This window comes from Kocuria sp. CPCC 204721 (assembly GCF_040980945.1).
Classification (GTDB): Bacteria; Actinomycetota; Actinomycetes; order Actinomycetales; family Micrococcaceae; genus Kocuria; species Kocuria marina.
Genome location: NZ_JAVKPO010000007.1, coordinates 82,875 through 108,345, shown reverse-complemented (window position 1 = coordinate 108,345; position 25,471 = coordinate 82,875). Strand labels below are relative to the sequence as shown.

The window sequence follows — 25,471 nt, the reverse complement described above, 5'->3', positions numbered from 1 at the left end:
CTACGGCGGGCTGTTGCCGTAGGCCCGACGCTCAGGGCGATCGTGGTGCGCAGCAGCCCCAGGGCCGGCGCGGCCAGTGCCACGATCAGCCACACGGCGCCGCGGGGTGCGAGGGAGTCAGACGTGTTGCGCACGGCGCCGATGCCACACAGGCCGGTGCCCGGTCCCTTCTCACCGGTGGATGTGCCAGGCTGACAGGTGTCCCTTGACCGGCCTGGAATCCGGCACGTCCCACGCACGTCCCATCGAGGAGTTCGCATGACCACCGTGGTGCTGTTCCGCGACGACCTGCGGGTCACCGACCACCCCGCCCTGCACGAGGCGGTGTCCCACGGTGAGCCTGTGGTGTGCCTCTACGTGCTGGACGAGGAATCCCCGGGCATCCGGCCCCTCGGGGGTGCAGCGAAGTGGTGGCTGCATCACTCCCTCACGTCGCTGGCGGCGGATCTCGCCGCCCTGGGGACGCCTCTGACCCTGCGGCGAGGGGCGGCGGGGGAGGTCGTGCGCGACGTCGTCCGCGAAACCGGTGCGGACCGTGTGCTGTGGAACCGGCGCTACGGCGGGCCCGAGCGCGCGGTGGACGCCGGGCTCAAGGACTGGGCCGGGGAGAACGGGGTGGAGGCGCACTCCTACGCCGGGAACCTGATGTTCGAACCGTGGGCCATCACCACGCAGGCCGGTGACCCCTACCGGGTGTTCACCCCGTTCTGGCGCGCGTGCACGAGCGGGCCGCCGCCGCGTGAACCGTATCCGGCGCCGTCGTCCGTGGTGCCCGCCGAGCCCACCCCTGCCTCCGACGCCCTCGAGGACTGGGGGCTCCTGCCTACCGCGCCGGACTGGTCGGCAGGGCTGGCCCGCACGTGGACCGTGGGCGAGCGCGCGGCCCACGACCGCCTCGACGACTTCCTCGACGAGCGCCTGCCCACCTACACGCAGGACCGGGACGTCCCGGCGAAACCGGCGACGTCGGGCCTGTCTCCGCATCTGCGCTGGGGGGAGATCAGCCCGCACACCGTGTGGTACAGGGCGCTGTCCGGCGCGGAGAACCCGGGGAAGTTCCTCACCGAACTGGGATGGCGGGAGTACGCCTGGTACAACCTCTACATCCACCCGGACATGGCAACCCGCCCCATCAACCCCAAATTCGAGCGCTTCCCATGGCCTCCGCTGGACGACGACGCGCTCGCCGCGTGGCAGCGCGGGCGCACGGGGATCCCCCTGGTGGACGCGGGCATGCACGAACTATGGGAGACCGGGACCATGCAGAACCGGGTGCGCATGGTGACCGCGTCTCTATTGGCCAAGAACCTGCTGATCGACTGGCGGCTGGGGGAGCAGTGGTTCTGGGACACCCTCGTGGACGCGGACCCCGCCTCGAACCCTCACAACTGGCAGTGGGTGGCCGGTTCCGGGACCGACGCCGCGCCCTACTTCCGGATCTTCAACCCCGAGACCCAGCAGAAGAAGTTCGACCCGGACTTCGTGTACGTGGACCGCTGGAACGGGCGGCAGGAGGGCGTGGAATCCATCGTGGACCTCAAGGCTTCCCGCGCCCACGCCCTGGAGCTGTTCAAGACCCTGTGAACCTTGCACGCTCTACGCCTACGCTGGCCCCATGAAGATTGCCGTGCTGGGTGCCAGCGGGAGTTTCGGGTCCGACGTCGCCGACCTCCTCGAGGCCGACGGCCACATCGTGGTGCGGGCGAGCCGCCGCACGAGGGTGGACGTCGTGGCCGGTCGGGGGTTGCTGCAAGCCTTGGCGGGTGTGGACGTGGTCGTGGACGCTTTGCACATCAATACGTTCGGTGCCCGCAAGTCCGTCCCGTTCTTCACGCGGGCCGCGTCCCAGACCGTTAAGGCGGCGCGCGAGCAGGGCGTGGGCCGGATCGTGTGCCTGTCCATCGCGGGTGCCGTGGATCCGCGGGTCAACGGCGGTTTCGGCTACTACAAGGGCAAGGCCGCGCAGGAAAGCGTGTACCAGCAGGCGGGGATCCCCTCCACCACGGTGCGCTCGACCCAGTGGTTCGATTTCATTCCCGCAACCACCGGCCTGGTCGCCCGCGGCCCGGTGGCCCTGATGCCCACCCTTCTCATGGCGCTCGCGCGGCGCGAGGAGGTCGCACGGTTCGTCGCCGAGGTCGCCACCACCCATCGCGAGGCACGTCACGAGATCCTCGCGGTGCGCGGCCCGGAGGTGGACACCATGGCGAACTTCGCGCGCCGCATCCTCGCGGCCGGCGGTGACCTCGCGGGCCGCACGCCCAGAGTGCTGAAGGAAGCGCCGCTGCTCGGCCGGGCGATCGCCCACGGTGGCCTGATCCCACAGGACGCGTTCGTCACCTCGCAGCGCTTCGACGAGTGGTTGCAGACGGAGTACTGAGAGGCGGCACCGCAGCGGCCCGTCGTGTGACGGATCGATGTCGCGAGGACCGCTATCTCGCCGTCGTCAGAGCATGGTGCGGGGGCCTCTAGTGTGCTGGAGGTCAGTCGCCTTCGATCCCGAAGAAGCGGCGCAGCGCCTGCGTGCCCTCGTAGGTCACCGGCTCCCCGGGCCGCACGTAGGTGTCGGGCGTGACGACGACGCGCTGCTCCTCCATCCCGACCGTCCCCTCCCGGGTGTGCTGCACCCCGCGGACCCGGCCGTTGTCCACGTAACCGGTCTTCCGGCTGACCGCCGCCGAGGCGTGATTGCTTACGACGTACGCGGACTCGCACGTGAGCGCGTCCAGCTCATCGAATGCGAAGCCGACTGCCATTTGGCGCATGAGCGTCCCGAGACCCCTGCCTTGGTGTGCTCGGCCGAACCACGATCCCGTGGTGACCCAGCGGGTGAGGGGGAAGTCCTGGGCCATCACGTCCTGCACGCCGACGAGCTCGCCGTCACAGCGGACGGTCAGCGCCAGGTTCCAGCGATCCGGCGCGAACGTTGACCGTTGCGTCCACCACCAGGACAGTGACGTCGCCGGGAAACCATCTGGTGTCCCGGGGGCGTACGGTTCCTCGTGCCACGCGCGCGGGAAAGACATGGGGAGGCCGGAGACCGAGATGCCGTTCTGGACGAGTTCTACGAGCTCCGGGAAGTCCTCGTCCCGGAGCACACGCAGTTCCACGTTCCTGCAGGTGATGCGCAGCCCGTAGGGCGGGAAGATCTCCTCCAACGTGAGCATGTCAGGAAGCGTCCTCAGGGTAGCTGAGCAATGTGGGCTAAGGCCTCTCGGATTCGGAAAGCAAATCGGGGACACCCAGCTTTGAGGAGCGCCTGGTCCAACTGCAGGTGGTTGGACTTGCCACTCCAATACTTTATTTGATTGCGCGCAATGGGAGCTACGCAGGCCGGATTCGAATCAGTAACCAGCAAAAAGAAATCGTCTGGATGGATGACCTCATACGGTTCTGTCTCGGGTGTTGTCGTGATGTCATTGGGATCGTTGCATGTGAGGATGATGTCTGCGCCTCCGAAAACGGCCCCCGCGTGAACGTGGTAATCGTGGCGATCCGTACCGGTGAAATCGAGATCGGACGGGAAGCCCTGCAGGACCTCATCCATGTTCTTGCGTATCAGCTGCGCCCGCTGGGCGGTTCTATGTCCCGGAGCTGTAGGGCATTTCTTACGCATGTTCGCGATGACCTCCGCGAAGACGTCCTCCGTGCTGTGGACCTGGAACATCGCGGGGTTTTCAAGGCGCAACAAGAAGAGCCAATCCATCAGGGTCTTGCTGAAGAGGACGTTGGCATCGACGAAAACTCTTTGCGTCATGGTCCCAATCTAATGACATCACGGGGGGCACCCCGGTTGAAAACAGGGGTGCCCCCCGTGTCGCTCACGAACGCATGATCTCAGTCCTCGAAAAGCTCGAAATTGTCTGCCGCGTCGAGTGCCCGCAGTTTCTCGAAGGCGTCGCGACGTTCCGTTTCCCGCTGTTCCCGCAATCGGAGGACATCGGAACGACGGAAGCGCGTATGTGATCCGACCTTGAAGGATTCGATCAGCCCCTCGCGGGTCCAACGGAGAAGGGTGGGGCGAGAGACCCCCAGGATGTCCGCGGCCACCGTACTTGTCAGCTCGTCGGGCATTTGAGCAATGCTGACCGAACCGTGCTCGGCAATGGCCGTGAGTGCATGGAGGAGTGTCCTCTGGACCTCGTCCGGGAGTTCCACCTCCCCGCCGTTTGCATCGCGCAGAACCAAGGTTGAACCCTGACGCGCGGGGGCCTGCGCCGCGCGCACGGTCTGGGCCGAGATCGTGATCCGCTCAGTCATGGTGGTCATTGGCGTCTCCCTTCGCGCCGTGCTCGTAAGTATTTAGTTATACCGTAACACTCATTCACATATAAGTGAAATAACCTGCGGGTTCAGCGCTCCAGATCCAGCAGCTTGAGCGCCTCCTCACGCATCTCCACCTTGCGGACCTTGCCCGTGACGGTCATGGGCAACTCCTCCACCACGTGCACATAGCGCGGGATCTTGTGGTGGGAGATCTTCCCCTGCGAGAACTGCGCGATGGATTCCGTCGTGATGGGGGCCGCGCCCTGACGCGCCCGGATCCACACCATGAGCTCCTCCCCGTACTTCTTGCTCGGTACACCGATCACCTGGGCGTCCACGATGTCCGGGTGGGTGTAGAGGAACTCCTCGACCTCGCGCGGGTAGATGTTCTCCCCGCCCCGGATCACCATCTCCTTGATGCGGCCGGTGATCTGCGCGTACCCGTCCTGATCCATGACGGCGATGTCCCCGGTGTGCAACCAGCCGTCGGAGTCGACGGTCTCGCGGGTCTTCTCCTCCTGACCCCAGTAGCCCTTCACGACCGAGTAGCCGCGGGGGTGGAACTCCCCGGCCGTGCCGCGCGGCACGGTCTCACCTGTGGAGGGATCCACGGTCCTGACCTTCACGGGCGGGTGCACCCGGCCCACGGTCTCCACGCAGCGGTCCAACGAGTCGTCCGCGCGCGTTTGGAAGCTCACCGACGAGGTCTCCGTCATGCCGTAGCAGATCGCGACCTCGCTCATGTGCATCTTGTCGATCACCTTGCGCATGACCTCCATGGGGCACGGGGAACCGGCCATCACGCCGCTGCACGGCGAGGACAGGTCGTAGTCCCCGAAGTCCGGCAGCTCGAGCTCGGCGATGAACATGGTGGGCACCCCGTACAGGCTTGTGGCCTTCTCCTGAGAGACGGCGCGAAGCGCGGCCCGCGGGTCGAGCCCCGGCCCCGACAGGATGATCGCGCTGCCGTGGGACGTGGCCGCGAGGTTGCCAATCACCATCCCGAAGCAGTGATACAGCGGCGGCACCACCACGATGCGGTCCTTCTCCGTGCAGTGCCGCCGAGAGAACGTTCTCGGCGGCGCTGCGGTGTCGCGTCTCAGGCGAGCCGACGCGTGACGTCCGCCAGGTGGACGTGGTCGCGCTGGTTGTGCGGCAGGGCCGAGAGCAGCTGGCCCATGGCGCAGGTGTTGCTCACGGCGGCGAAGACCAGCCCCGCGCCGACGGCGCCGGAGAACCATGTGGCACGCGGCGCCACGGTGCCCGTCAGAAGCCCTGCGAGTACCAGGGACCCGGCGGTCAGTCGGACCTGGCGTTCCAGATCCCAGCACCGGTGCGCACCGTGCGTCCGGCGTCGCGCCATGCGTCGATCCCGCCGGTCAGGACGGTTGCGCTCGTCATACCCGCCGAGGCCAACAGCTCCGCGGCGCGCGTTGAGCGGGCTCCGGAGCGGCAGATCACCACGGTGTCGCGGGGTAGTAGCTGCCCGATCTGCCGGGTGTGCTTCTCGGTGAGAGCCAGGGGGGCGTTGACGGAGCCCGGAATGTGACTGATGCCGAACTCCACGGGGGCCCTGACGTCCAGGAACAGCGGTGCACCCTCATGGGGGTCCTGGAGCTCGGAGGCGGAAACGGTGGCGGGTGAGGACATGGTGTTCTCCTTCTCGAGTGGTTCTCGGACGGGACGGTGCCCGGCTCGGGTGCGGGGTGTCACAGGGTCAGCCCAGGAGCCGGGGCACGCTTTGCAGGGCGGTGTAACACTCCGTGAGCACCAGCAGGCCGGCGAAGTCCAACGACAGCAGGCGCGTGTTGATCCGGTGGCCCACGCGGGCGCCGAGTGCTGGGCCCACCACGGCGGCGCCCGCGAACGGCCCCACGGCCTCCCACTCCAGGTGGGGTAGGACGCTCGTGTGCAGCGACAGGGTCACGAGACTGTTGACGAGGGCGGTGAGGATGAGCGGTAGCCATGAGCGCGGGTCGGACCATGCGGGACGGTTCTCGGGGCCGTCGTGGTTCGAGGACGGGCGGGACGAGCGTCGCCGCGTGTTCTTCACCATCATGGCCGCGGCCACGACCACGAGCAGCGCGGAGAACAGCGTGAGCAGCACGGCGTCGTCCATCAGGCCGGACACGTTGGCAGCGAGCACCGCACCCCCTGTGCCCAGGGCGCCGAAGACCACGCCGATCCCAGGGCGGACGTGGCGGCGCCGGAGATGCGAGACCAGGCCCGAAATCGCACCCGAGATCACGACCACCAGGAAACCCACCGTTGCGTGGGTCGGGGGGAGTCCCAGGGCGAAGGTGAGCAGCGGCACGGTCATGATGGCCCCGCCGCCGCCCAGCGCGCCCCTGAAGAGCCCCACCAGCAGCCCTGCGATGACGACGATGAGCGCGATCACTCCTGCGGGATGATGACGGTCCTGGGGTGCGCGCCGAAGCAAGCCGCACTCGCTGTAGCACATACTCCCGGGGGTAATTTTGGAGCGAGGGAGAACCGTGTGCGGATCACGCGGTGGGGTGCAGGGGAGGGGGATTCCGGGTGGCCCTCACCGGCCCGTCCCGCATGAAAAGTGAACGTCTAGATTGTGGACAATCTAAATACCGCGACCTACCATCGATTGCGGTCGTACCACCCGGCGTTCAGGGCCGGGGCTCACCGGCCACGGAAAGGACGAGGAATCATCATGAAGGCTATGTACACCGCGGAAGCGCTTGCCCAGGGCGCGGGCCGCAACGGCAGCGTCGCCACCAAGGACGGGTCGCTGCAGTTCGACCTGGCCGTGCCGAAGGAGATGGGGGGATCCGGGAACGGCGCCAATCCCGAGCAGCTTTTCGCCGCCGGGTACGCGGCCTGCTTCCACTCCGCCTTGCAGATGGTCGCCCGCCAGCAGAAGGTCTCGCTCGGTGATTCCGCCGTGGGGGCCCGCGTGCAGATCGGCGACAACGGCGCAGGCGGGTTCACCCTGGCCGTGCAGTTGGAAGTGATCATCCCCGAACTCGAGCACGACGCGGCCCAGGAACTCGCGGACGCCGCGCACCAGGTCTGCCCCTATTCCAACGCCACGCGCGGCAACATCGAGGTCACCGTGACCGTCGTGGAGGATTGACGAGCGCGTCGCACCGCGCCCGATGAGAGCGCACGGCACGTCCCCGGCGTCCTGGGGCCCACTGAGGCCCTGACGGGGCCGTGCCGTGACGCACGGGCGGGGGCCACGAGCCCCACGGCGCCGAGGGGGATGTCACGTCCCCTCGGCGCGACGTCGCCCTCAGACGCTCTCGGGGACGCGCACCTCGGTGCGCAGGGTCGCGGAGCGGCGGTCGGCGAGTTCGCGGCGCACGACCCAGACGACCGCGACGATCCACAGCAGGGCGAGCGCGCCGAGGATCGCGTAGTACGCGGCGTCGCCGGGGAGGCGCGCCTGCACGGCGTCCAGGCGCAACAGGGTACGCGTGTTCGTGAAGATGATGAGTCCGCCGGCGCCGACGGCGAGGATGCGCGGGGCGAGCCAACGCACGAGCCACGCGGCGATCGGCGCGGCCACCACACCGCCGATCAGTAGAGCCAGGACCATGCCGAAGTCGACGCCCTGGCTGCCGAGTGCCATCAGGAACCCGATGGAGGCACCCAGACTGACCACGAACTCGGACGTGTCGATGGATCCGATGACCTTGCGCGGGGCGATCTTGCCGGAGGCCAGCAGGGTGGGGGTGCCCACGGGGCCCCACCCACCGCCGCCGATCGCGTCCATGAAGCCCGCGACCGTGGCCAGGGGGATCAGGAAGAATCCGCGCACCTTGCCCGTGAAGTTCGGGCGCCGCCCGCCGAGCCGCAAGAACCGCCACACCACGTAGCAGCCCAGCAGCAACAGGATCACGGACATCACCGGTGCGGCGGCCTCCCCGGAGAGGGTCAGCAGATGGGCGCCCGCGAACGCGGCGATCCCGCCGGGAACCGCCATGAAGCCTACGACGCGCCAATCGATGTTGCCGAAGCGCCAGTGCGAGAGCCCGGAGGCCAGGGTGGTGCCCACCTCCGCGAGGTGCACTGTCGCGGACACCGAGGCGGGGGTCAGGCCCACGGCCAACAGCAGGGTGGATGAGGTCACGCCGTAGGCCATACCGAGCGAACCGTCCACGAGTTGCGCCCCGAAACCCACCAGGGCGAGCAAGATCAATGTACGCACGGTGCGACTCCTGTGCAGTGGAAGGGGTGAGATGACTCAGCCTAGGAACCGGGCGGGCGCTCACCCAAGGAATGTTGCGCCGTGCGTCACAACGTGTAGTGCGATGACATCCGCTTGACATCGGCCGGGGGACGTCTTCTCTTGTCAATCGTCAGTACGCTGACGAGGATGGGAGGGTCAGCGATTCCGCCGACCGAGACGTCCGATGAAAGGACAGCACGTGGCAGAGAAGAATCCCGCCAATGCGGGCGAGGAATCCATCAAGATGAGCCCCCAGGAAGAGAGCGCGGCCCTAGGTCAGGAGACTCAGGCGGACGCCGAACCCGCCGACGAGGGCGTGGGCGCCATGACGGACAACAAGGGCGACGAGCCCGCCACCGAGAACTGACCTGAACCACTACGTGATCGGCCCGTGGCACATGCCACGGGCCGATCGCGTATTCAGGTCTCTGATGTCCGGCTCAGTCCTCCTCGCCGGGATCCTCGCGGGGGTTGCCGATGTTGTACCGCGGCGGGCGGGTGCGGAAGTTCGCGAGCTTATGCGAACCGTCGCAGAACGGCGCGATCGACGACATGTTGCACCGGCACAGGGCGACGACGCGCCGCGGCGGCTTCTGCGGCTCGGCCCCCGGTTCCGGGGCGATCAGCACGTCACCGCGCACCAAGAGCGGCCCGTCCGGGCACGGGGTGATCACCACGGGATCCTCGGCGTCGTGCGCCACCGAGAGGACGGGGCTCCCGTCGTCCGTGGTGCGTGGATCCTGCTCGCTCACAGGGCCACCCGCTCGGCGACCGGGGCCTCGGAACCCACGGTCTGCAGTCCCGGCATGCTCCCGCGCAGGGAGGTCCGCCCGTCTGACCAGCACTCGAGCATGTGATCACCCATGAGCCCGTCCACGTACAGGCACGCGGCCGCGCCGAACAGGACGTCCTCGAGCAGCTCGGGCTCGTCCTGGGCGAGCGCCCCGGCGAGGTCACGCGCGGCGATCTGTTCGTGAACGGCGTCGGCCTCCACGTGCTCGTCGTAGTACCAGGTGACGTCCGCGTCGTAACCGAGCTTGCGGAACGCTCGGCCGTAGTACTTGTTGGGGATCGAGGACGTCATCTCGAACGCCGCGAGGTGACCCGCGATGGCCCCGCGCAACCGGCGGTGCAGTCCGAACAGGCTCATGAGGTTCATGGACGCGAGCGTGGGGGCGGGCACGAGGTCCAGGTAGTGGTCCAGGGTGTCGTCCAGGCCGAAACCTCGCATGGTCTGCGCGAAGATCGTGGCGTGCACGCGCTCGGGACGGCCCCCGCCGTACTCGTCCGACTGGATCTCCACGAGCGCCGCCTTCGCGCGGCCCCGCAACCGGGCGATGCCCCACGAGTGGGGGTCCGCCTCGCGCAGCGTGTAGATGGAGCGGTGGACCAGGAACTCGCTCAGGATCTCCTCGCTCGGGTGCCGGGCGAGCCACGTGGCCAGGGTGGGCTTAGCGTCCCCGCCGGTCATCGCGAACATCGTGTCCACGAGCTGCGCGGAGTCGCCGGGCAGGGGATCGGGGAGGGGCACGCGACGGCGCAGCTCGGCCTCGAAACCGGCCTCGAGCACTGTGCGCACGCGCAGCAGCTCGGGATCCCACTCGCGGTCCGCGGTCACGAATTCCGCGGGCCCGTAGTGCAACAGGTAGAGCAGGAACAGGGACAGCTGCAGGTCCTCGTCCGCGAGGACGTCCTGCGATGCGTTAACCGCGGTGGCCGTTGCTTCGGACAGCGCCGCGTACCCGCTTGCCGGGGTCTCCTCCGGGCCGGTCAGGATCTCCAGGAGGGCCGTGCTCACGGGTCCGCGAGCGGTCGGGGCCACGGTTCGGGTGGGGACGGTCGTCATGATGGTGTTCTCCGCTCGGGAAGGTGGGTGCTCGGCGCGGGTGGGGTGTCTCTGAAGGCGGGGATTGCCCGCGGACCGCGGTGGAGCGGTCCGCGGGCAATCGGCGGAAATAGTACGACTACTTCCTATTCATTAGGCCAACATACCCGTGGTCGGGAAACGTTCCCAGACCCGGTGGCTGCCGAGCAGTTCCACCACGGTGCTCAGCACGTCCTTGGCGGAGTCCGCGCTCACGACGCCGGGCGTCTGGGCGATCTGCAGGGCGTCCAGCACGTCCGTGCCGGGGCCGAACGCGGCGATCGCCTTGGCGTGGCGCCACATCTCGTTGAGCAGCAGGCTCACGCGGGGGTCGATGTCACCCGGGCTGGGTGCACCGGCCTTCGCGTCCAGGCCACCGGCCACGGGGTTCACAGGAGCGCCGGCGGTGGCGACCACCACGGCGTCGAACTCGATGGACCGTGCCGTGAGCAGGGTGCGGTGCGCCACGATGCCCGGGGCCACCTCACCTCCCTGGGGTGCGATGACGAGCGGGACCATATCCGCGCCGTCGATCTCGGAGACGAGCGTGGCGAGCTGGTCGGCGTCCGTGTCCGGACCCACGAGAATGCCCACCTGGCGGCCTTCGACGGGCCACGTCTCGCCCACCTGGGTGAGGGCCGGGGAGGCCTGGACGTCCTGGGCGGGAGCCTCGGTGGGCTCCTGCTCGGGCAGCCCCAGCGCCTGGGCCACGGTCTTGCCCAGCGCGGGGTCGATCGCGAACAGGTGGCGCAGCTGACGGGTGCGGATGTTCTCGTCCCAGCACTTGCCGAGCTCGAACGCGTAGGCCTGCGCGGTGTGCTCGCGCTCCACCTCGCTCAGCGAGAGCCAGAACAGGCGTGGCTGGCTGAAGTGGTCCTCGAAGGACTGGGGCCGCACGCGCTCCTTGACGGACGCGGGGACCGGGGCCGGGTAGTCGATGAACGCGTGCTCGTCCTCGGGAGTCTCCGCCGGGTTGCCGCCGTCCAGCGAGTTGGGCCGGTAGGGGGCCACACCCGAGTGCACCGCACTCTGGTGGAAACCGTCACGCAGCATGTCGTTGACCGCCGCGTGCGGGCGGTTGATGGGCAGCTGGTTCCAGTTGGGCCCGCCCAGGCGGGTGATCTGGGTGTCCAGGTAGGAGAACAGACGCCCCTGCAGCAAGGGGTCGTTGGTCACGTCGATGCCCGGGACCAGGTTGTTGGGGTTGAACGCCACCTGCTCCGTCTCCGCGAAGTAGTTGGAGGGGTTGCGGTCCAGGGTCATCAGACCCACGGGCTCCACGGGGACGAGTTCCTCCGGGACGATCTTGGTGGGGTCCAGCAAGTCGATGCCCTGGAACATTTGGTCCTCGGTGTCCTCGAACACCTGGACGCCCAGTTCCCATTGCGGGTACGCGCCGGCCTCGATGGCGTCCGCGAGGTCCCGGCGGTGGAAATCCGGGTCCGCACCGTTGATCAGCTGGGCCTCTTCCCACGCCACGGAGTGCACGCCCAGGCGCGGCTTCCAGTGGAACTTGACCAGCACGGTGGAGCCGTCCTCGGCCACCAGACGGAACGTGTGGACGCCGAAGCCCTCCATCATGCGGAACGAGCGCGGGATGCCGCGGTCGGACATGTTCCAGATGGTGTGGTGCTGGGCCTCGGTGTGCAGGGACACGAAGTCCCAGAACGTGTCGTGGGCGGACTGGGCCTGGGGAATCTCGCGATCCGGGTGGGGCTTACCGGCGTGGATGACGTCCGGGAACTTGATGGCGTCCTGGATGAAGAACACCGGCATGTTGTTGCCCACGAGGTCCCAGGTGCCCTCGTCCGTGTAGAACTTGACGGCGAAACCGCGGGTGTCACGGGCCAGATCGCCCGAACCGCGGGAGCCCAGCACGGTGGAGAACCGCACGAACACCGAGGTTTCCTTGTCCTTGGCAAACAGGCCCGCGCGGCTGAGCTTGGTGGCCGAGCCGTAGCCGCGGAACGTGCCGTGGGCACCCGCGCCGCGGGCGTGCACCACGCGCTCCGGGATGCGCTCGTGGTCGAAGTGGGAGATCTTCTCCCGGAAGTGGTGGTCCTGCAGCAGCACGGGACCGCGGGCCCCGGCCTTGAGGGACTGGTCGGAGTTCGTTAGGCGCACGCCGTGCGCGGTGGTGAGGTACTCACCCTGCTGGGCCATCGCGGACATCGGGGCATCGGTGGGCGCACCCGTGGGCGTGACCCGCTCGGGGGCACCCTGATCGGGCTTGGGCGGAAGCGGCTGACGGGGAGCGGTGGGCTCCTCGATGGCCGGCTCACCGGTCCCGGGAACTCCCGGGACCTGGGGGGCGTTGTTATCGCGTGCGGACATGACGATCCTCCTACGAAGCTGACGCACGCCGCGGTCATGGAGTGCGACGTGGTTCTCCCATACTGTCAGCACCCTTGGGGGTGGGCATACACCTGTAGGGAGGCAGTCGCCTTCCTGCGGGGTTGTGAACCCGTCAGGGGCTGCGCGCGGGCTGCGCGGCGTCGTCGTGAGACAGTGATCCCATGACGTGGACACCGGTGACATTGCGCGGGCGGTTGGTCCGCTTGGAACCCCTCAGCCGCGAGCACCTGGACGGGCTGATCGAGGCCACCGAGGACGGGCGCATGTGGGAGCGCTGGTACACGAGCGTGGCGGACCCGGACGGCATGGCCGCGGCCGTGGGAAAGTGGCTCACGTGGCAGGACGAGGGATTCATGCTGCCCTTCGTGACCGTGCGGCAGGCCGACGACGTCGTGCTCGGGATGACCACGTTCTACGACCCGCAGTGGGGTGTGCCGCGCGTGAGCGTGGGCCACACGTGGAACCGGGCGTCCACCCACCGGACGGGGACGAATGCGGAGTCCAAGCTGCTGCTCATGACCCACGCGTTCGAGGAGCTCGGGTGCCGGTGCGTGCGTTATGAGACGAGCTGGGCCAATCAGCAGTCCCGGGCAGCGATCGAGCGTCTCGGTGCTCGGCTGGACGGTGTGCTGCGCGCGGACCGGTTGGAGCGCAACGGCGCGCTGCGGGACACCGTGGTGTACTCGGTGCTCGAGCACGAGTGGCCCTCGGTGAAGGCGGGACTCGAGGCGCGGGTCGCGCGACGCTGAGGGAAAGGCTCACTAAAAAACGTTTGTTTGCTATTGCGAATCACTATGGGCGTTCTTACGCTGGGTCCATGGGACGCAAACTCTTCTCGGAGATCTCCCCACTGGCCTAACGCATTGCGGTGGAGCGTCAGAGATGGCAGCGGCGCGCGAGGGACCTCGGCAGACGCGGGGCGTTCGCCGCCGAGCGTTCGGCCGAGGACCTGCCCGTGAAGGTCTACCGTCACAACTCACTCATCCGGCGCACGCTCGGCAACACCGAGCTGGACCTGCAGGAGGGCAAGGCACGCTCGCTGGAACTGTCCGCGCCGCTCGTGGACGGGATCGTGATCCGCCCGGGGCGGACGTTCTCCTTCTGGCGGCTCGTGGGCAATCCCACGCGTTCCCGCGGCTACCTGCCGGGTGTGGTGATCAACGGTGACCACGCGGACGTCGGGATCGGCGGGGGCATGTGCCAGTTCACCAACCTGCTGCACTGGATGGCGCTGCACTCGCCACTGACCGTGGTGGAACACCACCACCACAGCGGATTGGACCTGTTCCCCGACTTCAAACGCCAGATCCCGTTCGGGACCGGGACGTCCATCATCTACAACTTCCTGGACTACCGGCTGCGCAACGACACCGGGCAGAGCTACCAGTTCCGCGTGTACGTGGACGACGAGTACCTGCGCGGTCAGCTGCTCTCGGACGACACCTGGCCGGAGAAGTTCCACATCCGCGAGGACGAGGCGTACTTCTACCGCGTCACGGATCCCGCGACGGGTGAGGAGCAGGTGCGCCGGCACAACGTGGTGCTGCGGGAGACCCGGTCCAAGCGCACGGGCGGCACCTATCGGGACTCCCCGTCCAGCCTGCCCGCCCGCACAGTGATGGGCCAGACGACGTCGCGCGGCCGGGACGGTTCGCCCCACGCCTCGGTGAGGTCGGCGGCGTAATGGCGCAGAACGTCGTCGTGCCCGGACTCCGCGGCGTTGCGCACCGCGGACCACGTGCCCAGGTAGTCCAGGAAGGCATCGAGCGGCCAGGATCGCCGGATAAACAGCGCGGCCACCGGGACCTGCGGGAAGGGGAAGTCGATGTCCCGGTACCCGGTCTCCACGAGGCGGCGCTCGGGCGGCCAGAACGGGCCGATCTCGCGCCAGTAGAACCGCTCGAAACGTTCCCGCAGGCCCGGCTCCACCTCCACCACGCCGTAGCTGATGAGTGCGAGGACGGCGCCGGGGGCCGCGATGCGGCGTGCCTGCGTGTAGAAAGCCGGCAGGTCGAACCAGTGTGCGGCCTGGGCCGCGGTCACGAGATCGGCGCGGCCGTCGGCCACGGGCAGGTCCTCCGCCGTCCCGCGCGCGTAGTCGACGCCGCGTACGGGGGCGGCATGAGCGAGTTGATCCTCACCGGGGTCCACGCCGATCACGTGCGTGAAGTGTTCGGCCAGCAAGCCCGTGAGCTGGCCTGTCCCACAGCCCACGTCCACCGCGGTGCCCCGTCGCGGGGCGATCCGTGCCAGTTCCGCGCCCAGCTCCGCGGGGTAATCGGGGCGGTGCGCGGCGTAGTTCCCTCCGCCCTGCTCGAACCAGTTCCGGGTCATGTGGCGGTCCTCTCATGGGATGGCGGGGTCGGGTGTACCGGTCGTTCCCACAAGGTCACACGGCTGCGCACCTCGTCGTTCTCTTACGGCGCTGTCTCGCCCGTGGGCTCGTACCCCAGAGCCTTCCAGAAGCCGACGGCGCTCGCCGCGTTGGTCTCCACGATCCCCAGGCGCAGGGTGGTCACCTCGGGCCAGCCGCTCACGAGGTTCGTGACGGCATCATGCATCGCCCGCCCCAGGCCCTCTCCCTGGTGGTCTTGCCGCACGAGAAGCAGACCGATGTGAGCGTGATGCTCCTCGGGGAAATTGCGGATGACGTCGGCCATGGCCGCCAGAGTAGGCCCGCGGAACAGCCCGACGTCGTACTTCTGTTCGCGTGCGAGGCCGGGCGGGAGCGCGGAAAGGATCTCGGCGGCGTCGCCGGGGAGGGGCGCGTGTCCACTGATCCGGCGGGTGTAATCGGGGGTCGCCTCGAGCAGCGCTTGTAGCGCCGGCGCGTCCTCCGGTCTCAGTCGACGCAGTTCTGCCGGTTCGTCGACGGCGCTCACCCGAGTTCCGGGGTCCGCGCAGGGGAGGTGACCGCAGCGGCGTCGGGCACCCGGACGGTGCTGGTCAGGGCGGTGAGGCTGGGCCGGCGCGGGGTGGAACTGAAACCGAAGTCCGGGGGCGGGGTCATGTCCGTGAGGCGGCCCAGGTCCTGGTCGTCCCAGGTGGCGCGGGAGTGGGTGATGGTGTGGAGGTCGTAGGCGGCGTACCACTCGGTGCGGTCGTTGCCGGCCGTACCCAGGGTGCGCACGCCGGGCATCACGCGGTGGGCCACCTGATCGGTGAGCCGGGCGAAGGTCAGCGAGGTGCTGATCGGTCGGGGGACCGTCTGCAGCAGGTACCCCAGGGGCGCTCGCGGCCCCACGCTGAAGTGCCATGTAAGCGGCCCCGCGGTGACCGTCCACCGGGAGGCGCGGGAGAGGCCCGTGCGCTGCACGTTCACGGGGACGCGGGTGACGGTGTCGAAGGTGTAGGTGTCGGACACGAAATGCGCGACCCAGTCGTTGGGCGCCAGCAGTTCACGGCGTCCGTCCGGGTGGGCGACCATGACGTCCGCGAACGGGCCCTGCGGCGTGTGGGACCAGCACCCCAGCACTAGCCGCGTGCCGGAGGACGTGCCGACCCCGGCGATGTGGCCGGTGAAGCGGTGACGGATGGAGGAGGTCATGGGGCCAGGGTAGGGGAGGAAGGGGTGGTGGGGGAGAAGTTGGCATACGGACCGGGTACGTCGCTGCTGCGTGGCAAACCCGGGGGCGACGTCGCACCCCCGAGCGCCGAGGCCACCGTGGGTCCCGGGGTGCCGACGTCGTGCGAACCCCGGCGGCGACGGCGTACCGGGACCCGTGTGGACGCCCCACCGACCCGCCGGTACCCGCGGCTCACTTCACCGAGTCCGGCTCGTCCCGCGGGACGGCGAGTGTCGCGGCGGCCATGAGTACGGCGGTGACCGCCGCCGCCACAAAGACCCATCCGGAGGCGTGGATCACGGTGGCGGGATCGCCCTCACCGCCACCGGCACGGATGAGGTTGGTGGCGATGGCGCCGTAGATCGCCACCCCCACGGCTGAGCCGGCGGAGCGCGCGAACATGTTGAGACCCGTCACCGACCCGCGCTGGTTCCACTCCACCGAGGACTGGGCCATGATCAGCGACGGCGCCGCGGTGTAACCGAGCCCCAGCCCGATGATAAACGCGCACACAGCCATACCGATCACGCTCGGCCACGGCGACAGTGCGGCGGTCAGGGCCGCTCCCACGGTCGCGATCGCACCGCCCAGAAACACGGTGCGCTGGAAGCCCCACCGCATGTAGATCCGCCCCGCCGTGGACGCAGCCACGGGCCAGCCGATGCTCACGGCGGCCACGGCCGCTCCCGCCGCGATCGGTGTGGCCCCGGCCGTGCGCTCTAAATAGGTGGGAACGTAGCTCGTCATTCCCACCAGCAGCGCGCCGATCCCCAGGGAGACCAGGGTGGTGCTTGCGACCACGCGGCGTCGTACCAGCGCGAGGTCGATGATTGGTTCGCTCGCGCGACGCTCGACGGCCACGAAGATCGCCAGCCCCATGACGCCGACGACGCCGCACACCAGGGTGGGCACCGAAAGCCACTCCCACGCGTTGCCGCCCTCCAGCGCGCCGAGGATGAGGGCGGACAGGGCGATCGCGAGCATCGCGGCACCGGTGAAGTCCACCCGGTGCTCCTCGCGCTCGATCTTCTCGTGATAGCTGTGCAGCAACAGCCACCCCGCCACGAGGGCCACCGGGATGTTGACGAAGAAGACCCACCGCCAACTCAAGAACTGGGACAGCAGCCCACCCAATGTGGGCCCCACGACCGAAGAGACCGCCCACACCCCGGCCACGTACCCCTGCACGGCGGCGCGCTCGGCCACGGTGTAGATGTCCCCCACGATCGTCATGCCCATGGGCGCCACGGCTCCCGCACCCAATCCCTGGATCACCCGGAAGACGATGAGCGACGGCATGCTCCACGCGCATCCCGCGAGCACGGAGGAGACCAGGAACAGCCCCACGCCGGTGAGGATCACGGGTTTGCGCCCGTACATGTCCGAGAGCTTGGAGAAGATCGGCACACTCACCGCCTGCGCCAACATGTAGCTCGAGAACAGCCACGGGAACTGGGCGAAGTTACCCAGCGAACCCACGATGCTCGGCACCGCGGTCGCCAGGATCGTGGCGTCCAGGGCCACCAGAGCCGTGGAGAGCATTACGGCCAGCAGGACGGGACCGCGCTGCGAGCGCAGCCCCACCGAGGCGCGATCCACGCCGGAGGTGTTCACGCGCCCCGCCGCGCCACGACCATCCGGTCCCGCGAGTGGCCGGACCCGGCACCGCGTTCCAGGTGTCGCTCGCGGATCTCGTTCGTCTCGATCTGCCATCCCTGCCCGGTCAGATACGTCACCACGTCCTCCGGCATCACGTAGTCGGCGGGGTCGAAACCGTGAGGTGTCTCATCCAGCTCGTGATGCACGAACACCAGCCGCCCGCCCGGTGTCACGGCGTCCGCGAACGCGCGCACCGCTGCGTCGTCGCCCCGCTTGGGCACCGTGGGGTATTGGGCGGACACCAGGTCGAACGGGCCGAGGGGGCGCTCGCCGAACCCTTCAATGAGCCATGTGATCTCGACCCCCGCGGCTTCTGCCGCGGCCCGAGCGCGGTCGACGGCGACGCGTGAGACGTCCAGCCCCGTCACCGTCCAGCCACGTCGGGCCAGCCACACGGCGTCGGCGCCCTCACCGCAACCCACGTCCAGCGCCGTGCCGGGAGCGAGGTCCGACGTGAGCGCCATCAGGGCGCCGTTGGGCTCCCCGCTCCAGATGTGCGTGGCGCCGTAGCGCTCGTCCCAGCCGGCAGCGGTCTCGGGCGTGCGGTGGGGAGCGTGTTCGTGGGTCATGCGTCCCAGAATTCCACCGCGGCCCGGTACCGCGCCACGTCGTCCGCGCTGGGCGTGACCGGCCCGGTACCGCGCCGCGACCGCGAAGGGCACCTGGTGTCTCTATCTAATTGTGGACAACTAAAATGTGAACAACTATGATTAAGCCCAGTCGCCCGAGCACTGCACCCCGGCCCCCGCCTTGGTCCAGCACACGGCCGGTGACCTCGCATCCGGATCGAACGCCCCGCTCCCCAGCGGGGCTCCATACTGTTCGCCGACGCCGCAAGCGTGCGGTGAGTCCCGGCACTTGGGGGGTCGGGACTCACCGCACGCGACCGTTCGCGGCCCGCCGGGGACGACGACGCTCAGCGCGGTTCCCTGTGGAAGCCCACGCAGGCAGCCCCCAGCACCCCCATGACGATGTCCCCCAGCGTGTCCAGGGGTGGGATGTGGATGTCCGGTGTCGCGAACAGGAACCCCAACAGTTCCATGACCTCCCACACCACGGCGATCACGAAGCCGGCCACCGTGCACCACGTGAACCGCATCACGGGACGATCGCGCACCCGGCCCCGCACCCGGGGGTGGTGGGTCAGAACGCGATTCCATGCCATCCACACCAGGGCGTACAGCGTCGCGAAGTGGATGAGGATGTCCCACCACCAGATCCTGCTGTAGAGCTGTTCGGCCGCGCTCATGGCGGCGGTGAGCATGATGAGCGAGCACACGGCCCGCGCGTACTGGGTGCGGAACCACAGAAACGCGATCACCTGTCCGAGTCCCGCGAGCAGTAGGACGGCCATGTCCACCCGGCGCCCGTCCAATGCGTAGTAACCCGCCGCGATGATCGCCGTGAAGCACATGGCCGATGCGACCACGCCGCCCACGCTGTGCGTCTGCTCGGACGTCATCGGCTGCCCCCACGACCCAGGGGGCCGGAGAGAACGCGTTGCCGGATACGCACCCACGGTCGTTCACTGCGCCAGTTGAGGAACACGGTGGCCATGGCCATGCGCAGCTGCCGGCGGATCCGAGCGGGGGAGACCAAGGCCCGCCAGGACACGATCGCGACATTGCCCGGGTCCATGATCACGCGCTGATCGCGACGGACGCGGAAGCTGAGGTCGAAATCGTCGTGCACCCGTGGATCCCGGTGCACCTCTTCCCGGACATGCTGCCACCACGCCCGGGTGAAGGCCATGTTGGACCCCCATAAGGCCCAGTGGCCCAGCGCCGTGCCGGCCACCAGGCGGTAGGCCGTGATGTATGCCGCACCCAGGATGCGTCCGGCCAACTCGTACCGCGGCCCGAACCGCGCGATCCCGGACACCGCCACGGTGGCCTTCCCCTGCGGATCCCGCAGGGCCCGTGACAGCACCGCGGTGTGTCGCTCGACCCAGCCGGGGGAGGGGAGGCTGTCCGCGTCACAGCGCAGGATGAGGTCCCCGCGGGCGGCGTCGTAGCCCGCGGCCGCGGAGACGGCCACTCCGGGGACGGGTTCCCACACCCGGTGTACTTCGGGGTGGCGGTCCAGGACTGTCGAGAGATCATCGGTGGAACCGTTGTCCACCACGACGATCTCGTCCGGGGTGCGGGTCTGCTCACGCAGGGCCCGGAGGCAGCGCTCCAGGTAGGAAGAGTCGTTACGAACGGGGATGACCACGCTGCAGGTCATGCGTTGCTCGGTGTTCTCCCGTTCCACCCGTCCAGTCTGTCATGCCGCGGAGCGTGCCTCTCGCCGCAGCAGATCACGCTTGATCGCCTCGCCCCACGCGAACCCACCCATGGAACCGTCCGAACGCAGCACCCGGTGGCACGGGACGAACAGCGCCACGGGATTGCGGGCGCACACCGACGCCGTCGCCCGAACGGCCCGGGGATTGCCGAGTTCCCGCGCGAACTCGGTGTAGGTCAGGGGGGACCCGGGGCGGATGCGGCGCAGCGCGGCCCACCCGGCCTGCTGGCCCTCGGTGCCGTGCAGGTCCACTGGCACGGTCATGACGGAGTCGAGGTTGCCGTCGTAGAACGCGCGGACCGCCTCCAGTGCGGGCACGTCACCGGATTGCGTTTCCTCCGGACGGAAGGCCGGGCGGATCCGCGCGAGCAGCTGCTCGGTCGAGCGTGTCCATCCGGAGGCCACGACGGTTCCGTCCTCCCGGGCCACTGCCGTGAAGGAACCATCAGGGGTGTCAATGCTCTCAACGACATATGTCATGACGGCACACTTTCCGAGAAGGATGCGGGAGGGGTCAGCGGGCCCCACAGATGGGTGGTGGCGTAACTGCGCCATGGGGCAGCGGCCCCTGCCCAGTCCATGAGTGCGGGTTTGGTGTCCGGGAGCCCGAGCCGTCGGGCACCGGCGCGCATGGCCCCGTCGTCGATCAGGAACACGTCCGGGTCCCCGGTGACCCGCATGCGCACGTGGTCCGCGGTCCATGGCCCCACCCCGGGGAGGGCGAGGAGCGCGGCGCGTTGCTGAGTGGCGTCGTCGCCGGGGGACAACTGCAAATCACCCGAGGCGAGCGCGCGGGCAGCACCCAGGACCGCCTGGACCCGCGCCGCCGGCCCGCCCAGGAACTGGACGCCGTGCTCGGCGATGGCCGCTGCGGTCGGGAACATGTACCGGATGCCCGTGGCGAAGGAGGGCGCGGGCTCTCCCATGTCCCGCGCGCGGGCACCCAACACGGTGCGGGCCGCGGCCAGGGAGATTTGCTGACCGATGAGCGTGCGGATCAACGTCTCGTGCGGGTCCGCAGAACCGGCGACCCGCAGCCCCGGGGCGGCCTCGACCAGCGGGCGCAACACCGGGACGCGGGACAGCGCGGCGGCCACTGCCTCCGGATCGGCGTCCAGGTCGAAGAGCCGACGCACCCGGGCGATCAGCACGGGCAGGTCCGCGAGATTCGTGACCCGCGCGCGCAACCGCAACCGCCCCGCGCGCTCATACACGCGCAGCCAGGCCGGGCCGCCGGGCAGGCTCAGCGCGCGGGTGTAGGAGGCGGGGGTCCCGACCTCCACGCCGTCCACCGCATGGACCGCGAACCACACGAACAGCCCGCGCACGTCCAGGGGCTCGCGATAGCTCAACGCGAGGTCCACCTCGCCCGGCTCACTCGCCGCGCCGTGTCCCGAGGGTCCGGTGCTCGTGCTGCGCGCCCGCAATTGCTGCGGGGTCATGTCGTACACCTCGCGGATCACCTCGTTGCACTGTCGGATGCTCGAGAATCCCGCGGCGAACGCGGTCTCCGCGACCGGCAGGTCCGTCTGCGTCAGTAGGGCGCGCGCCGTCTGGGCTCGGTGGGCGCGAGCGAGCGCGAGGGGCCCGGCACCGAGTTCCTCGGTCAGCACGCGGGTGAGGTGGCGCGTGGAATACCCCACGCGCCGCGCGAGTCCCAGCACGCCCTCACGGTCCACGACCCCCTCGGTGATGAGCCGCATGGCGCGCCCCACCACGTCCCCGCGCAGGTCCCACTCCGGGGAGCCCGGCACGGCTTCCGGGACACAGCGTTTGCAGGCGCGGTACCCGGCGGCGTGGGCGGCCGCGCTCGTGCGGTAGAAGCGCACGTTCTCGCGGTGGGGCGTGCGCGCCGGGCAGCTCGGGCGGCAGTAGATCCCGGTGGTGCGCACCGCGGTCACGAACTGCCCGTCGAAGCGCCCGTCCCGGGACTCGACGGCCCGGTAGCGCTCGTCGAACGAGGAGTCTTGAGGGGGCATGCGTCCCACGGTCCCACGCCCGGGCGCCGCGTGCTAGCGGGTTTCGGACACGGCGGTGGCCCGGACCGGTTACTTCACGCGCTCCCACTCGGCGACCGGCCCGGGAACCGGGACGAACAACGGGTGGTGGGGAGCGGCATGGGGATCGATGCCGCCCAGTGCGGATCGCGCCCACTCGGGGTCGCGGTCCAGGACCTTCTGCAGCAGGAACTCGAACTCGTAGCGCAGCTGACCGGTGGTCACGGTGAGCGTGATGGGCTGTGTGCTCGCTTCCCGGGCCAGGCGGGTGCGGTCGAAGTTGTAACCGCGGCGGTCGGCCTCGTCGGCAATGCCGTGCAGGTACGTGGCCACGGACAGTACCGGATCGCTCGTGGCGCGGAAGCGCTGCAGCTGGGGGTGGCGCGTGTAGCCCTTGGTCTGACCGAGCAGGACCTTCTGGGCGAGCAGACCCTCCCGCCAGCACGCCACCAGAGCACGACGGTCCAGCAGGGACGGGTGAACTGACCATAGACGCATGGCCCCATTCAATCGCGCACCGCCCCGATAGCTCCAAGCGGACCCCAAGATTCCTCCCGTAGCATGGCGGACACACCCCTGACGACCACGTGCGGAGAACACCTTCATGTCCCTGCCTGCCATCCTGGCCGCCACATCAGCCGACGAGAGTGCTCAGCTCTCCGGTATCGCGGGGTGGGTGGTGGACGTCATGGAAGCCATCGGCGCTCCCGGCGCCGGACTGCTCGTGGCCCTGGAGAACCTGTTCCCGCCGCTGCCGTCCGAGGTGATCCTCCCGCTCGCCGGTTTCACGGCCAGCCAGGGCAATTTCAGCCTGGGCGGGGCCATCTTCTGGACCACGCTGGGGTCGGTCGTGGGCGCGATCGCGCTGTACTGGATCGGCGCCGCACTGGGACGACGCCGCCTGCGCGTGATCGTGGACAAGATGCCACTCGTGGATCTGCATGACCTGGATCGCACCGAGGAGTGGTTCGACCGCCACGGCAAGGCCGCCGTGTTCTTCGGGAGGACGATCCCCATCTTCAGATCCCTGATCTCCGTTCCCGCGGGAATCGAGCGGATGTCGTTCGGGCTGTTCGTGGTGCTCAGCGCGGCCGGGTCCCTGATCTGGAACACCATTTTCGTGCTCGCCGGGTACTTCCTGGGGGAGAACTGGCACATCGCGGAACAGTACGCCGGGGTGTTCTCACGCATCGTGGTGATCGCGGTCCTGCTGTTCCTGGTGTGGTGGGTCGTCAAGCGGATCCGGCGCAATCGTCGTTCGGCTCACGAGGGATGAATCACGGGGCACCTCGAGGGGTCGCGAACTGGTATACAGTTGCCCCCTAAGATGCCCACAATTCTCGATAATTAATGCACTAACAAGGGTCTGACCAGTACGATCGCACGTGTGGCCCGACCCCGAAAATTTGACGAGACCACTCGCAAAGCACTGATCAAGAACACCGCCGAACAGATCCTGGCCGGTGGTGTCGAGTCCGTTTCCCTCCGGCCACTGGCCGCCAAGCACGGCTGCTCCACCACCGCGATCTACACCATGTTCGGCAGCAGGGACGCCCTGATCGATGCCGTGCGGGAGGAAGCGATCGTGAGCTACCTCAGCGCGCACGAGATGGCCGTGCGCACCGGCGAACCCGTGGCGGACATGCGCGCACTCGCCCGCTCCGGCAGACGCTGGGCCCTGGAGTTCCCGGCGCTGTACAACGTGATCCTGGGCAAGGCGGGGGATTGCATCGGCGCCCGCAGGGACGGTTCCGCCGGGGGATCCAGCCGCGCGGAATTCGCGAACACGGCCATGCAACCCATGTACCGACTGGTCCGCGGGGCCATCGACAAGGGGATCTTCCATGACCTCCCCGTGGAGGTCATCGGTGCCACACTCTGGGTGGGCGTCCATGGATGGATCGCCATCGAGATGAGCCGTCCGGTCCTCCCCGACGCGGACGCCGACGCCGCGTTCGACCGTCACGTGCTCGCCCTCCTGAGAGCCTGGTGCGCGCGCACGCCCCTGGGTGAGTGATCCCGGACCCTCACCGTTCCGGGGCCGGTGGGATACTGGCCGCATGAGCACCCTCGAACCCTTCTCGTTCCGTATCGCCGACCGTCTGCGCGGGGTGGATTCCTCCCCCGTGCGCGACCTGTTGGAGGTGGTGTCCAAGGAGGGTGTGATCTCGTTCGCCGGTGGTGTCCCGGATCCCGCGTACTTCGAGGTCGATGACGTCAAGGCCGCCTACGAGTGGGTATTCGCGAACCACCCCGCACGCGCGCTGCAGTACGCCTCGAGCGAGGGTGAGCTGGAACTTCGCGAGCAAGCGGCGCGTCGGGTCAGCAGGCACCTGCCCACCACCGCGGACCAGATCCAGGTGACCACGGGCTCCCAGGAGGGGTTGTTCGTGGTGGCCCAGGCGCTCGTCAACCCGGGGGACGTGATCCTCGTGGAACGGCCCACCTACCTGGCGGCTGTGCAGGCCTTCGATCTCAACGGCGCGCACATGGTGGGCGTCCCCACGGACGAGCACGGCGTGGTGCCGGAGGAGCTCGAGCGGCTCATCGCCGAGCACAGCCCCACCTTCGTCTACCTGATCCCGTCCTTCCAGAACCCGTCCGGGATCTGCATGCCCGTGGAACGACGCCGCGCCGTCGCGGACGTCCTGCTGCGCACCGGCGCCGCGCTCGTGGAGGACGACCCGTACGGCGAGTTGTGTTACACGGGCGAGCCCATGGCCCCCATCGCATCCCTTCCGGGGATGTCCGCGCAGACGATCCTGCTGAACTCGGTGTCCAAGATCATCGCCCCGGGGGTGCGGATCGGGTGGATGCGCTCCGAGGGACCCATCCAGTTCACGCTCACTGTGGCCAAGCAGGCGATTGGGCTGCAGTCGCCCGTGCCGGACCAGTTGGCCGTGGCGCGGTATCTTGCAACCGCCGACGTCGAGGCGCACCTCGAGCGCGTACGTCCCGTCTACGCCGAGCGGGCGCGGGCCATGTACGCGGAACTCGAGGCTGTCCTCCCGCGGGACGCTCACATCACCCGCCCGGACGGAGGCATGTTCCTGTGGGTCCGACTGGGGCACGGGATCGACACCGCCCGATTGCTACCGTTCGCGGTGGAGGAAGGCGTGGCCTTCGTCCCGGGTGCCTCCTTCTATGCGCACGACCCGGACGAGTCCACCATGCGGTTGTCCTTCGTGACCCATGCCCCGGACGTGATCCACGAGGGCGTGCAGCGGCTGGGCCGCGCGCTGGCCCGCTACGGGGAGCTGTAGACCTCGACCCC

The 25,471-nt window shown here is 68.7% G+C and carries 29 protein-coding genes and 1 pseudogene; 9 read left to right on the top strand and 21 right to left on the bottom strand.

Annotated features, from left to right (window positions below; genetic code table 11):
* The first annotated feature begins 258 nt into the window (after positions 1 to 258).
* On the top strand, positions 259 to 1,584 hold the full coding sequence (locus tag RF637_RS08560) for a deoxyribodipyrimidine photo-lyase (protein WP_131333792.1): 1,326 nt from the start codon (positions 259 to 261) through the stop codon (positions 1,582 to 1,584).
* Positions 1,585 to 1,615: 31 nt separating this feature from the next.
* The gene (locus tag RF637_RS08555; protein WP_368844602.1) at positions 1,616 to 2,380 is read left to right on the top strand and encodes an SDR family oxidoreductase; all 765 of its coding nucleotides are present in this window, start codon (positions 1,616 to 1,618) and stop codon (positions 2,378 to 2,380) included.
* A gap of 103 nt (positions 2,381 to 2,483) precedes the next feature.
* On the opposite strand, the gene RF637_RS08550 is transcribed toward RF637_RS08555, so the two are convergent.
* From RF637_RS08550 to RF637_RS08520, 7 genes and pseudogenes are all read right to left on the bottom strand, one after another.
* Positions 2,484 to 3,167, bottom strand: coding sequence for a GNAT family N-acetyltransferase (locus RF637_RS08550; protein ID WP_368844601.1), 684 nt, complete (start codon positions 3,165 to 3,167; stop codon positions 2,484 to 2,486).
* Between the two features lie 14 nt (positions 3,168 to 3,181).
* Positions 3,182 to 3,757, bottom strand: a complete 576-nt coding sequence (locus tag RF637_RS08545; RefSeq protein WP_239321538.1) for a PIN domain-containing protein — start codon at positions 3,755 to 3,757, stop codon at positions 3,182 to 3,184.
* 80 nt (positions 3,758 to 3,837) lie between these two features.
* Positions 3,838 to 4,269 carry a helix-turn-helix domain-containing protein gene (locus RF637_RS08540; protein WP_035965677.1) on the bottom strand — a complete coding sequence of 144 codons (432 nt, stop codon included), beginning with the start codon at positions 4,267 to 4,269 and terminating at the stop codon, positions 3,838 to 3,840.
* An 83-nt stretch (positions 4,270 to 4,352) separates the two neighbouring features.
* Positions 4,353 to 5,318 (bottom strand): annotated as a pseudogene (locus RF637_RS08535) (AMP-binding protein); the annotation flags it as partial.
* Between the two features lie 47 nt (positions 5,319 to 5,365).
* On the bottom strand, positions 5,366 to 5,629 hold the full coding sequence (locus tag RF637_RS08530) for a DUF2892 domain-containing protein (protein WP_368844600.1): 264 nt from the start codon (positions 5,627 to 5,629) through the stop codon (positions 5,366 to 5,368).
* Complete coding sequence (locus RF637_RS08525) at positions 5,566 to 5,916, bottom strand: rhodanese-like domain-containing protein (protein ID WP_239321951.1); 351 nt, start codon at positions 5,914 to 5,916, stop codon at positions 5,566 to 5,568. Before RF637_RS08525 ends, RF637_RS08530 begins: the two co-directional genes overlap by 64 nt.
* Before the next feature lie 67 nt (positions 5,917 to 5,983).
* Positions 5,984 to 6,664: a sulfite exporter TauE/SafE family protein gene (locus tag RF637_RS08520; RefSeq protein ID WP_368844599.1), complete on the bottom strand. Its 681-nt coding sequence runs from the start codon at positions 6,662 to 6,664 to the stop codon at positions 5,984 to 5,986.
* A gap of 285 nt (positions 6,665 to 6,949) precedes the next feature.
* On the opposite strand from RF637_RS08520, the gene RF637_RS08515 reads away from it, so the two are divergent.
* Positions 6,950 to 7,372: an organic hydroperoxide resistance protein gene (locus RF637_RS08515; protein WP_035965673.1), complete on the top strand. Its 423-nt coding sequence runs from the start codon at positions 6,950 to 6,952 to the stop codon at positions 7,370 to 7,372.
* Positions 7,373 to 7,531: 159 nt separating this feature from the next.
* On the opposite strand, the gene RF637_RS08510 is transcribed toward RF637_RS08515, so the two are convergent.
* On the bottom strand, positions 7,532 to 8,449 hold the full coding sequence (locus tag RF637_RS08510) for a sulfite exporter TauE/SafE family protein (RefSeq protein ID WP_035965671.1): 918 nt from the start codon (positions 8,447 to 8,449) through the stop codon (positions 7,532 to 7,534).
* Between the two features lie 220 nt (positions 8,450 to 8,669).
* Here RF637_RS08510 and RF637_RS08505 point away from each other — a divergent pair, with 220 nt between their 5' ends.
* Entirely contained in the window at positions 8,670 to 8,837 is a 168-nt protein-coding gene (locus tag RF637_RS08505) for a hypothetical protein (protein ID WP_186368883.1), read from the top strand.
* Positions 8,838 to 8,910: 73 nt separating this feature from the next.
* Here RF637_RS08505 and RF637_RS08500 read toward each other — a convergent pair whose 3' ends face one another.
* From RF637_RS08500 to RF637_RS08490, 3 genes are all read right to left on the bottom strand, one after another.
* Positions 8,911 to 9,222, bottom strand: a complete 312-nt coding sequence (locus RF637_RS08500) for a CDGSH iron-sulfur domain-containing protein (protein ID WP_307723023.1) — start codon at positions 9,220 to 9,222, stop codon at positions 8,911 to 8,913.
* Positions 9,219 to 10,316 carry an iron-containing redox enzyme family protein gene (locus RF637_RS08495; protein ID WP_082943158.1) on the bottom strand — a complete coding sequence of 366 codons (1,098 nt, stop codon included), beginning with the start codon at positions 10,314 to 10,316 and terminating at the stop codon, positions 9,219 to 9,221. The genes RF637_RS08500 and RF637_RS08495 overlap by 4 nt, the downstream gene beginning before the upstream one ends.
* A 132-nt stretch (positions 10,317 to 10,448) precedes the next feature.
* Positions 10,449 to 12,668: a catalase gene (locus RF637_RS08490; RefSeq protein WP_368844598.1), complete on the bottom strand. Its 2,220-nt coding sequence runs from the start codon at positions 12,666 to 12,668 to the stop codon at positions 10,449 to 10,451.
* Positions 12,669 to 12,850: 182 nt separating this feature from the next.
* Here RF637_RS08490 and RF637_RS08485 point away from each other — a divergent pair, with 182 nt between their 5' ends.
* On the top strand, positions 12,851 to 13,438 hold the full coding sequence (locus RF637_RS08485) for a GNAT family N-acetyltransferase (protein WP_368844597.1): 588 nt from the start codon (positions 12,851 to 12,853) through the stop codon (positions 13,436 to 13,438).
* A 119-nt stretch (positions 13,439 to 13,557) separates the two neighbouring features.
* Positions 13,558 to 14,373, top strand: coding sequence for a VanW family protein (locus RF637_RS08480; protein ID WP_368844596.1), 816 nt, complete (start codon positions 13,558 to 13,560; stop codon positions 14,371 to 14,373).
* Here RF637_RS08480 and RF637_RS08475 read toward each other — a convergent pair.
* The 10 genes from RF637_RS08475 to RF637_RS08430 form a co-directional block, all read right to left on the bottom strand.
* Positions 14,268 to 15,023, bottom strand: coding sequence for a class I SAM-dependent methyltransferase (locus tag RF637_RS08475; RefSeq protein WP_035965665.1), 756 nt, complete (start codon positions 15,021 to 15,023; stop codon positions 14,268 to 14,270). The genes RF637_RS08480 and RF637_RS08475 overlap by 106 nt on opposite strands.
* 83 nt (positions 15,024 to 15,106) lie before the next feature.
* On the bottom strand, positions 15,107 to 15,571 hold the full coding sequence (locus RF637_RS08470; RefSeq protein ID WP_368844595.1) for an N-acetyltransferase family protein: 465 nt from the start codon (positions 15,569 to 15,571) through the stop codon (positions 15,107 to 15,109).
* Positions 15,568 to 16,236: a hypothetical protein gene (locus RF637_RS08465; protein ID WP_368844594.1), complete on the bottom strand. Its 669-nt coding sequence runs from the start codon at positions 16,234 to 16,236 to the stop codon at positions 15,568 to 15,570. The genes RF637_RS08470 and RF637_RS08465 overlap by 4 nt, the downstream gene beginning before the upstream one ends.
* Positions 16,237 to 16,447: 211 nt before the next feature.
* A complete protein-coding gene (locus RF637_RS08460; RefSeq protein ID WP_368844593.1) occupies positions 16,448 to 17,869 on the bottom strand; it encodes an MFS transporter in 1,422 nt (473 codons plus the stop codon).
* Positions 17,866 to 18,483, bottom strand: coding sequence for a methyltransferase domain-containing protein (locus RF637_RS08455; RefSeq protein ID WP_368844592.1), 618 nt, complete (start codon positions 18,481 to 18,483; stop codon positions 17,866 to 17,868). Before RF637_RS08455 ends, RF637_RS08460 begins: the two co-directional genes overlap by 4 nt.
* 347 nt (positions 18,484 to 18,830) lie before the next feature.
* Positions 18,831 to 19,376, bottom strand: a complete 546-nt coding sequence (locus RF637_RS08450; protein ID WP_368844591.1) for a hypothetical protein — start codon at positions 19,374 to 19,376, stop codon at positions 18,831 to 18,833.
* Positions 19,373 to 20,167, bottom strand: a complete 795-nt coding sequence (locus RF637_RS08445) for a glycosyltransferase family A protein (RefSeq protein ID WP_368835434.1) — start codon at positions 20,165 to 20,167, stop codon at positions 19,373 to 19,375. The genes RF637_RS08450 and RF637_RS08445 overlap by 4 nt, the downstream gene beginning before the upstream one ends.
* 12 nt (positions 20,168 to 20,179) lie before the next feature.
* On the bottom strand, positions 20,180 to 20,680 hold the full coding sequence (locus RF637_RS08440; RefSeq protein WP_144997712.1) for a methylated-DNA--[protein]-cysteine S-methyltransferase: 501 nt from the start codon (positions 20,678 to 20,680) through the stop codon (positions 20,180 to 20,182).
* A complete protein-coding gene (locus RF637_RS08435; protein ID WP_368844590.1) occupies positions 20,677 to 22,179 on the bottom strand; it encodes a DNA-3-methyladenine glycosylase 2 family protein in 1,503 nt (500 codons plus the stop codon). The genes RF637_RS08440 and RF637_RS08435 overlap by 4 nt, the downstream gene beginning before the upstream one ends.
* 69 nt (positions 22,180 to 22,248) lie before the next feature.
* Entirely contained in the window at positions 22,249 to 22,695 is a 447-nt protein-coding gene (locus RF637_RS08430; protein ID WP_368844589.1) for a pyrimidine dimer DNA glycosylase/endonuclease V, read from the bottom strand.
* A gap of 106 nt (positions 22,696 to 22,801) precedes the next feature.
* Here RF637_RS08430 and RF637_RS08425 point away from each other — a divergent pair, with 106 nt between their 5' ends.
* The 3 genes from RF637_RS08425 to RF637_RS08415 all read left to right on the top strand — a co-directional run bounded on the left by RF637_RS08425 (position 22,802) and on the right by RF637_RS08415 (position 25,460).
* Complete coding sequence (locus RF637_RS08425) at positions 22,802 to 23,473, top strand: DedA family protein (RefSeq protein ID WP_368844588.1); 672 nt, start codon at positions 22,802 to 22,804, stop codon at positions 23,471 to 23,473.
* A gap of 111 nt (positions 23,474 to 23,584) precedes the next feature.
* Entirely contained in the window at positions 23,585 to 24,214 is a 630-nt protein-coding gene (locus RF637_RS08420; RefSeq protein WP_186313852.1) for a TetR/AcrR family transcriptional regulator, read from the top strand.
* 43 nt (positions 24,215 to 24,257) lie between these two features.
* The gene (locus RF637_RS08415; protein WP_144932877.1) at positions 24,258 to 25,460 is read left to right on the top strand and encodes a PLP-dependent aminotransferase family protein; all 1,203 of its coding nucleotides are present in this window, start codon (positions 24,258 to 24,260) and stop codon (positions 25,458 to 25,460) included.
* Positions 25,461 to 25,471: the final 11 nt, after the last annotated feature.

Bases quoted from the DNA above. Each gene is read 5' to 3' on its own strand.
- RF637_RS08560 (WP_131333792.1), top strand. From the start codon at position 259: ATGACCACCGTGGTGCTGTTCCGCGACGACCTGCGGGTCACCGACCAC.
- RF637_RS08555 (WP_368844602.1), top strand. From the start codon at position 1,616: ATGAAGATTGCCGTGCTGGGTGCCAGCGGGAGTTTCGGGTCCGACGTC.
- RF637_RS08550 (WP_368844601.1), bottom strand. From the start codon at position 3,167: ATGCTCACGTTGGAGGAGATCTTCCCGCCCTACGGGCTGCGCATCACC.
- RF637_RS08545 (WP_239321538.1), bottom strand. From the start codon at position 3,757: ATGACGCAAAGAGTTTTCGTCGATGCCAACGTCCTCTTCAGCAAGACC.
- RF637_RS08540 (WP_035965677.1), bottom strand. From the start codon at position 4,269: ATGACCACCATGACTGAGCGGATCACGATCTCGGCCCAGACCGTGCGC.
- RF637_RS08530 (WP_368844600.1), bottom strand. From the start codon at position 5,629: ATGGCGCGACGCCGGACGCACGGTGCGCACCGGTGCTGGGATCTGGAA.
- RF637_RS08525 (WP_239321951.1), bottom strand. From the start codon at position 5,916: ATGTCCTCACCCGCCACCGTTTCCGCCTCCGAGCTCCAGGACCCCCAT.
- RF637_RS08515 (WP_035965673.1), top strand. From the start codon at position 6,950: ATGAAGGCTATGTACACCGCGGAAGCGCTTGCCCAGGGCGCGGGCCGC.
- RF637_RS08495 (WP_082943158.1), bottom strand. From the start codon at position 10,316: ATGACGACCGTCCCCACCCGAACCGTGGCCCCGACCGCTCGCGGACCC.
- RF637_RS08490 (WP_368844598.1), bottom strand. From the start codon at position 12,668: ATGTCCGCACGCGATAACAACGCCCCCCAGGTCCCGGGAGTTCCCGGG.
- RF637_RS08485 (WP_368844597.1), top strand. From the start codon at position 12,851: ATGACGTGGACACCGGTGACATTGCGCGGGCGGTTGGTCCGCTTGGAA.
- RF637_RS08475 (WP_035965665.1), bottom strand. From the start codon at position 15,023: ATGACCCGGAACTGGTTCGAGCAGGGCGGAGGGAACTACGCCGCGCAC.
- RF637_RS08465 (WP_368844594.1), bottom strand. From the start codon at position 16,236: ATGACCTCCTCCATCCGTCACCGCTTCACCGGCCACATCGCCGGGGTC.
- RF637_RS08455 (WP_368844592.1), bottom strand. From the start codon at position 18,483: ATGACCCACGAACACGCTCCCCACCGCACGCCCGAGACCGCTGCCGGC.
- RF637_RS08450 (WP_368844591.1), bottom strand. From the start codon at position 19,376: ATGACGTCCGAGCAGACGCACAGCGTGGGCGGCGTGGTCGCATCGGCC.
- RF637_RS08440 (WP_144997712.1), bottom strand. From the start codon at position 20,680: ATGACATATGTCGTTGAGAGCATTGACACCCCTGATGGTTCCTTCACG.
- RF637_RS08435 (WP_368844590.1), bottom strand. From the start codon at position 22,179: ATGCCCCCTCAAGACTCCTCGTTCGACGAGCGCTACCGGGCCGTCGAG.
- RF637_RS08430 (WP_368844589.1), bottom strand. From the start codon at position 22,695: ATGCGTCTATGGTCAGTTCACCCGTCCCTGCTGGACCGTCGTGCTCTG.
- RF637_RS08425 (WP_368844588.1), top strand. From the start codon at position 22,802: ATGTCCCTGCCTGCCATCCTGGCCGCCACATCAGCCGACGAGAGTGCT.
- RF637_RS08415 (WP_144932877.1), top strand. From the start codon at position 24,258: ATGAGCACCCTCGAACCCTTCTCGTTCCGTATCGCCGACCGTCTGCGC.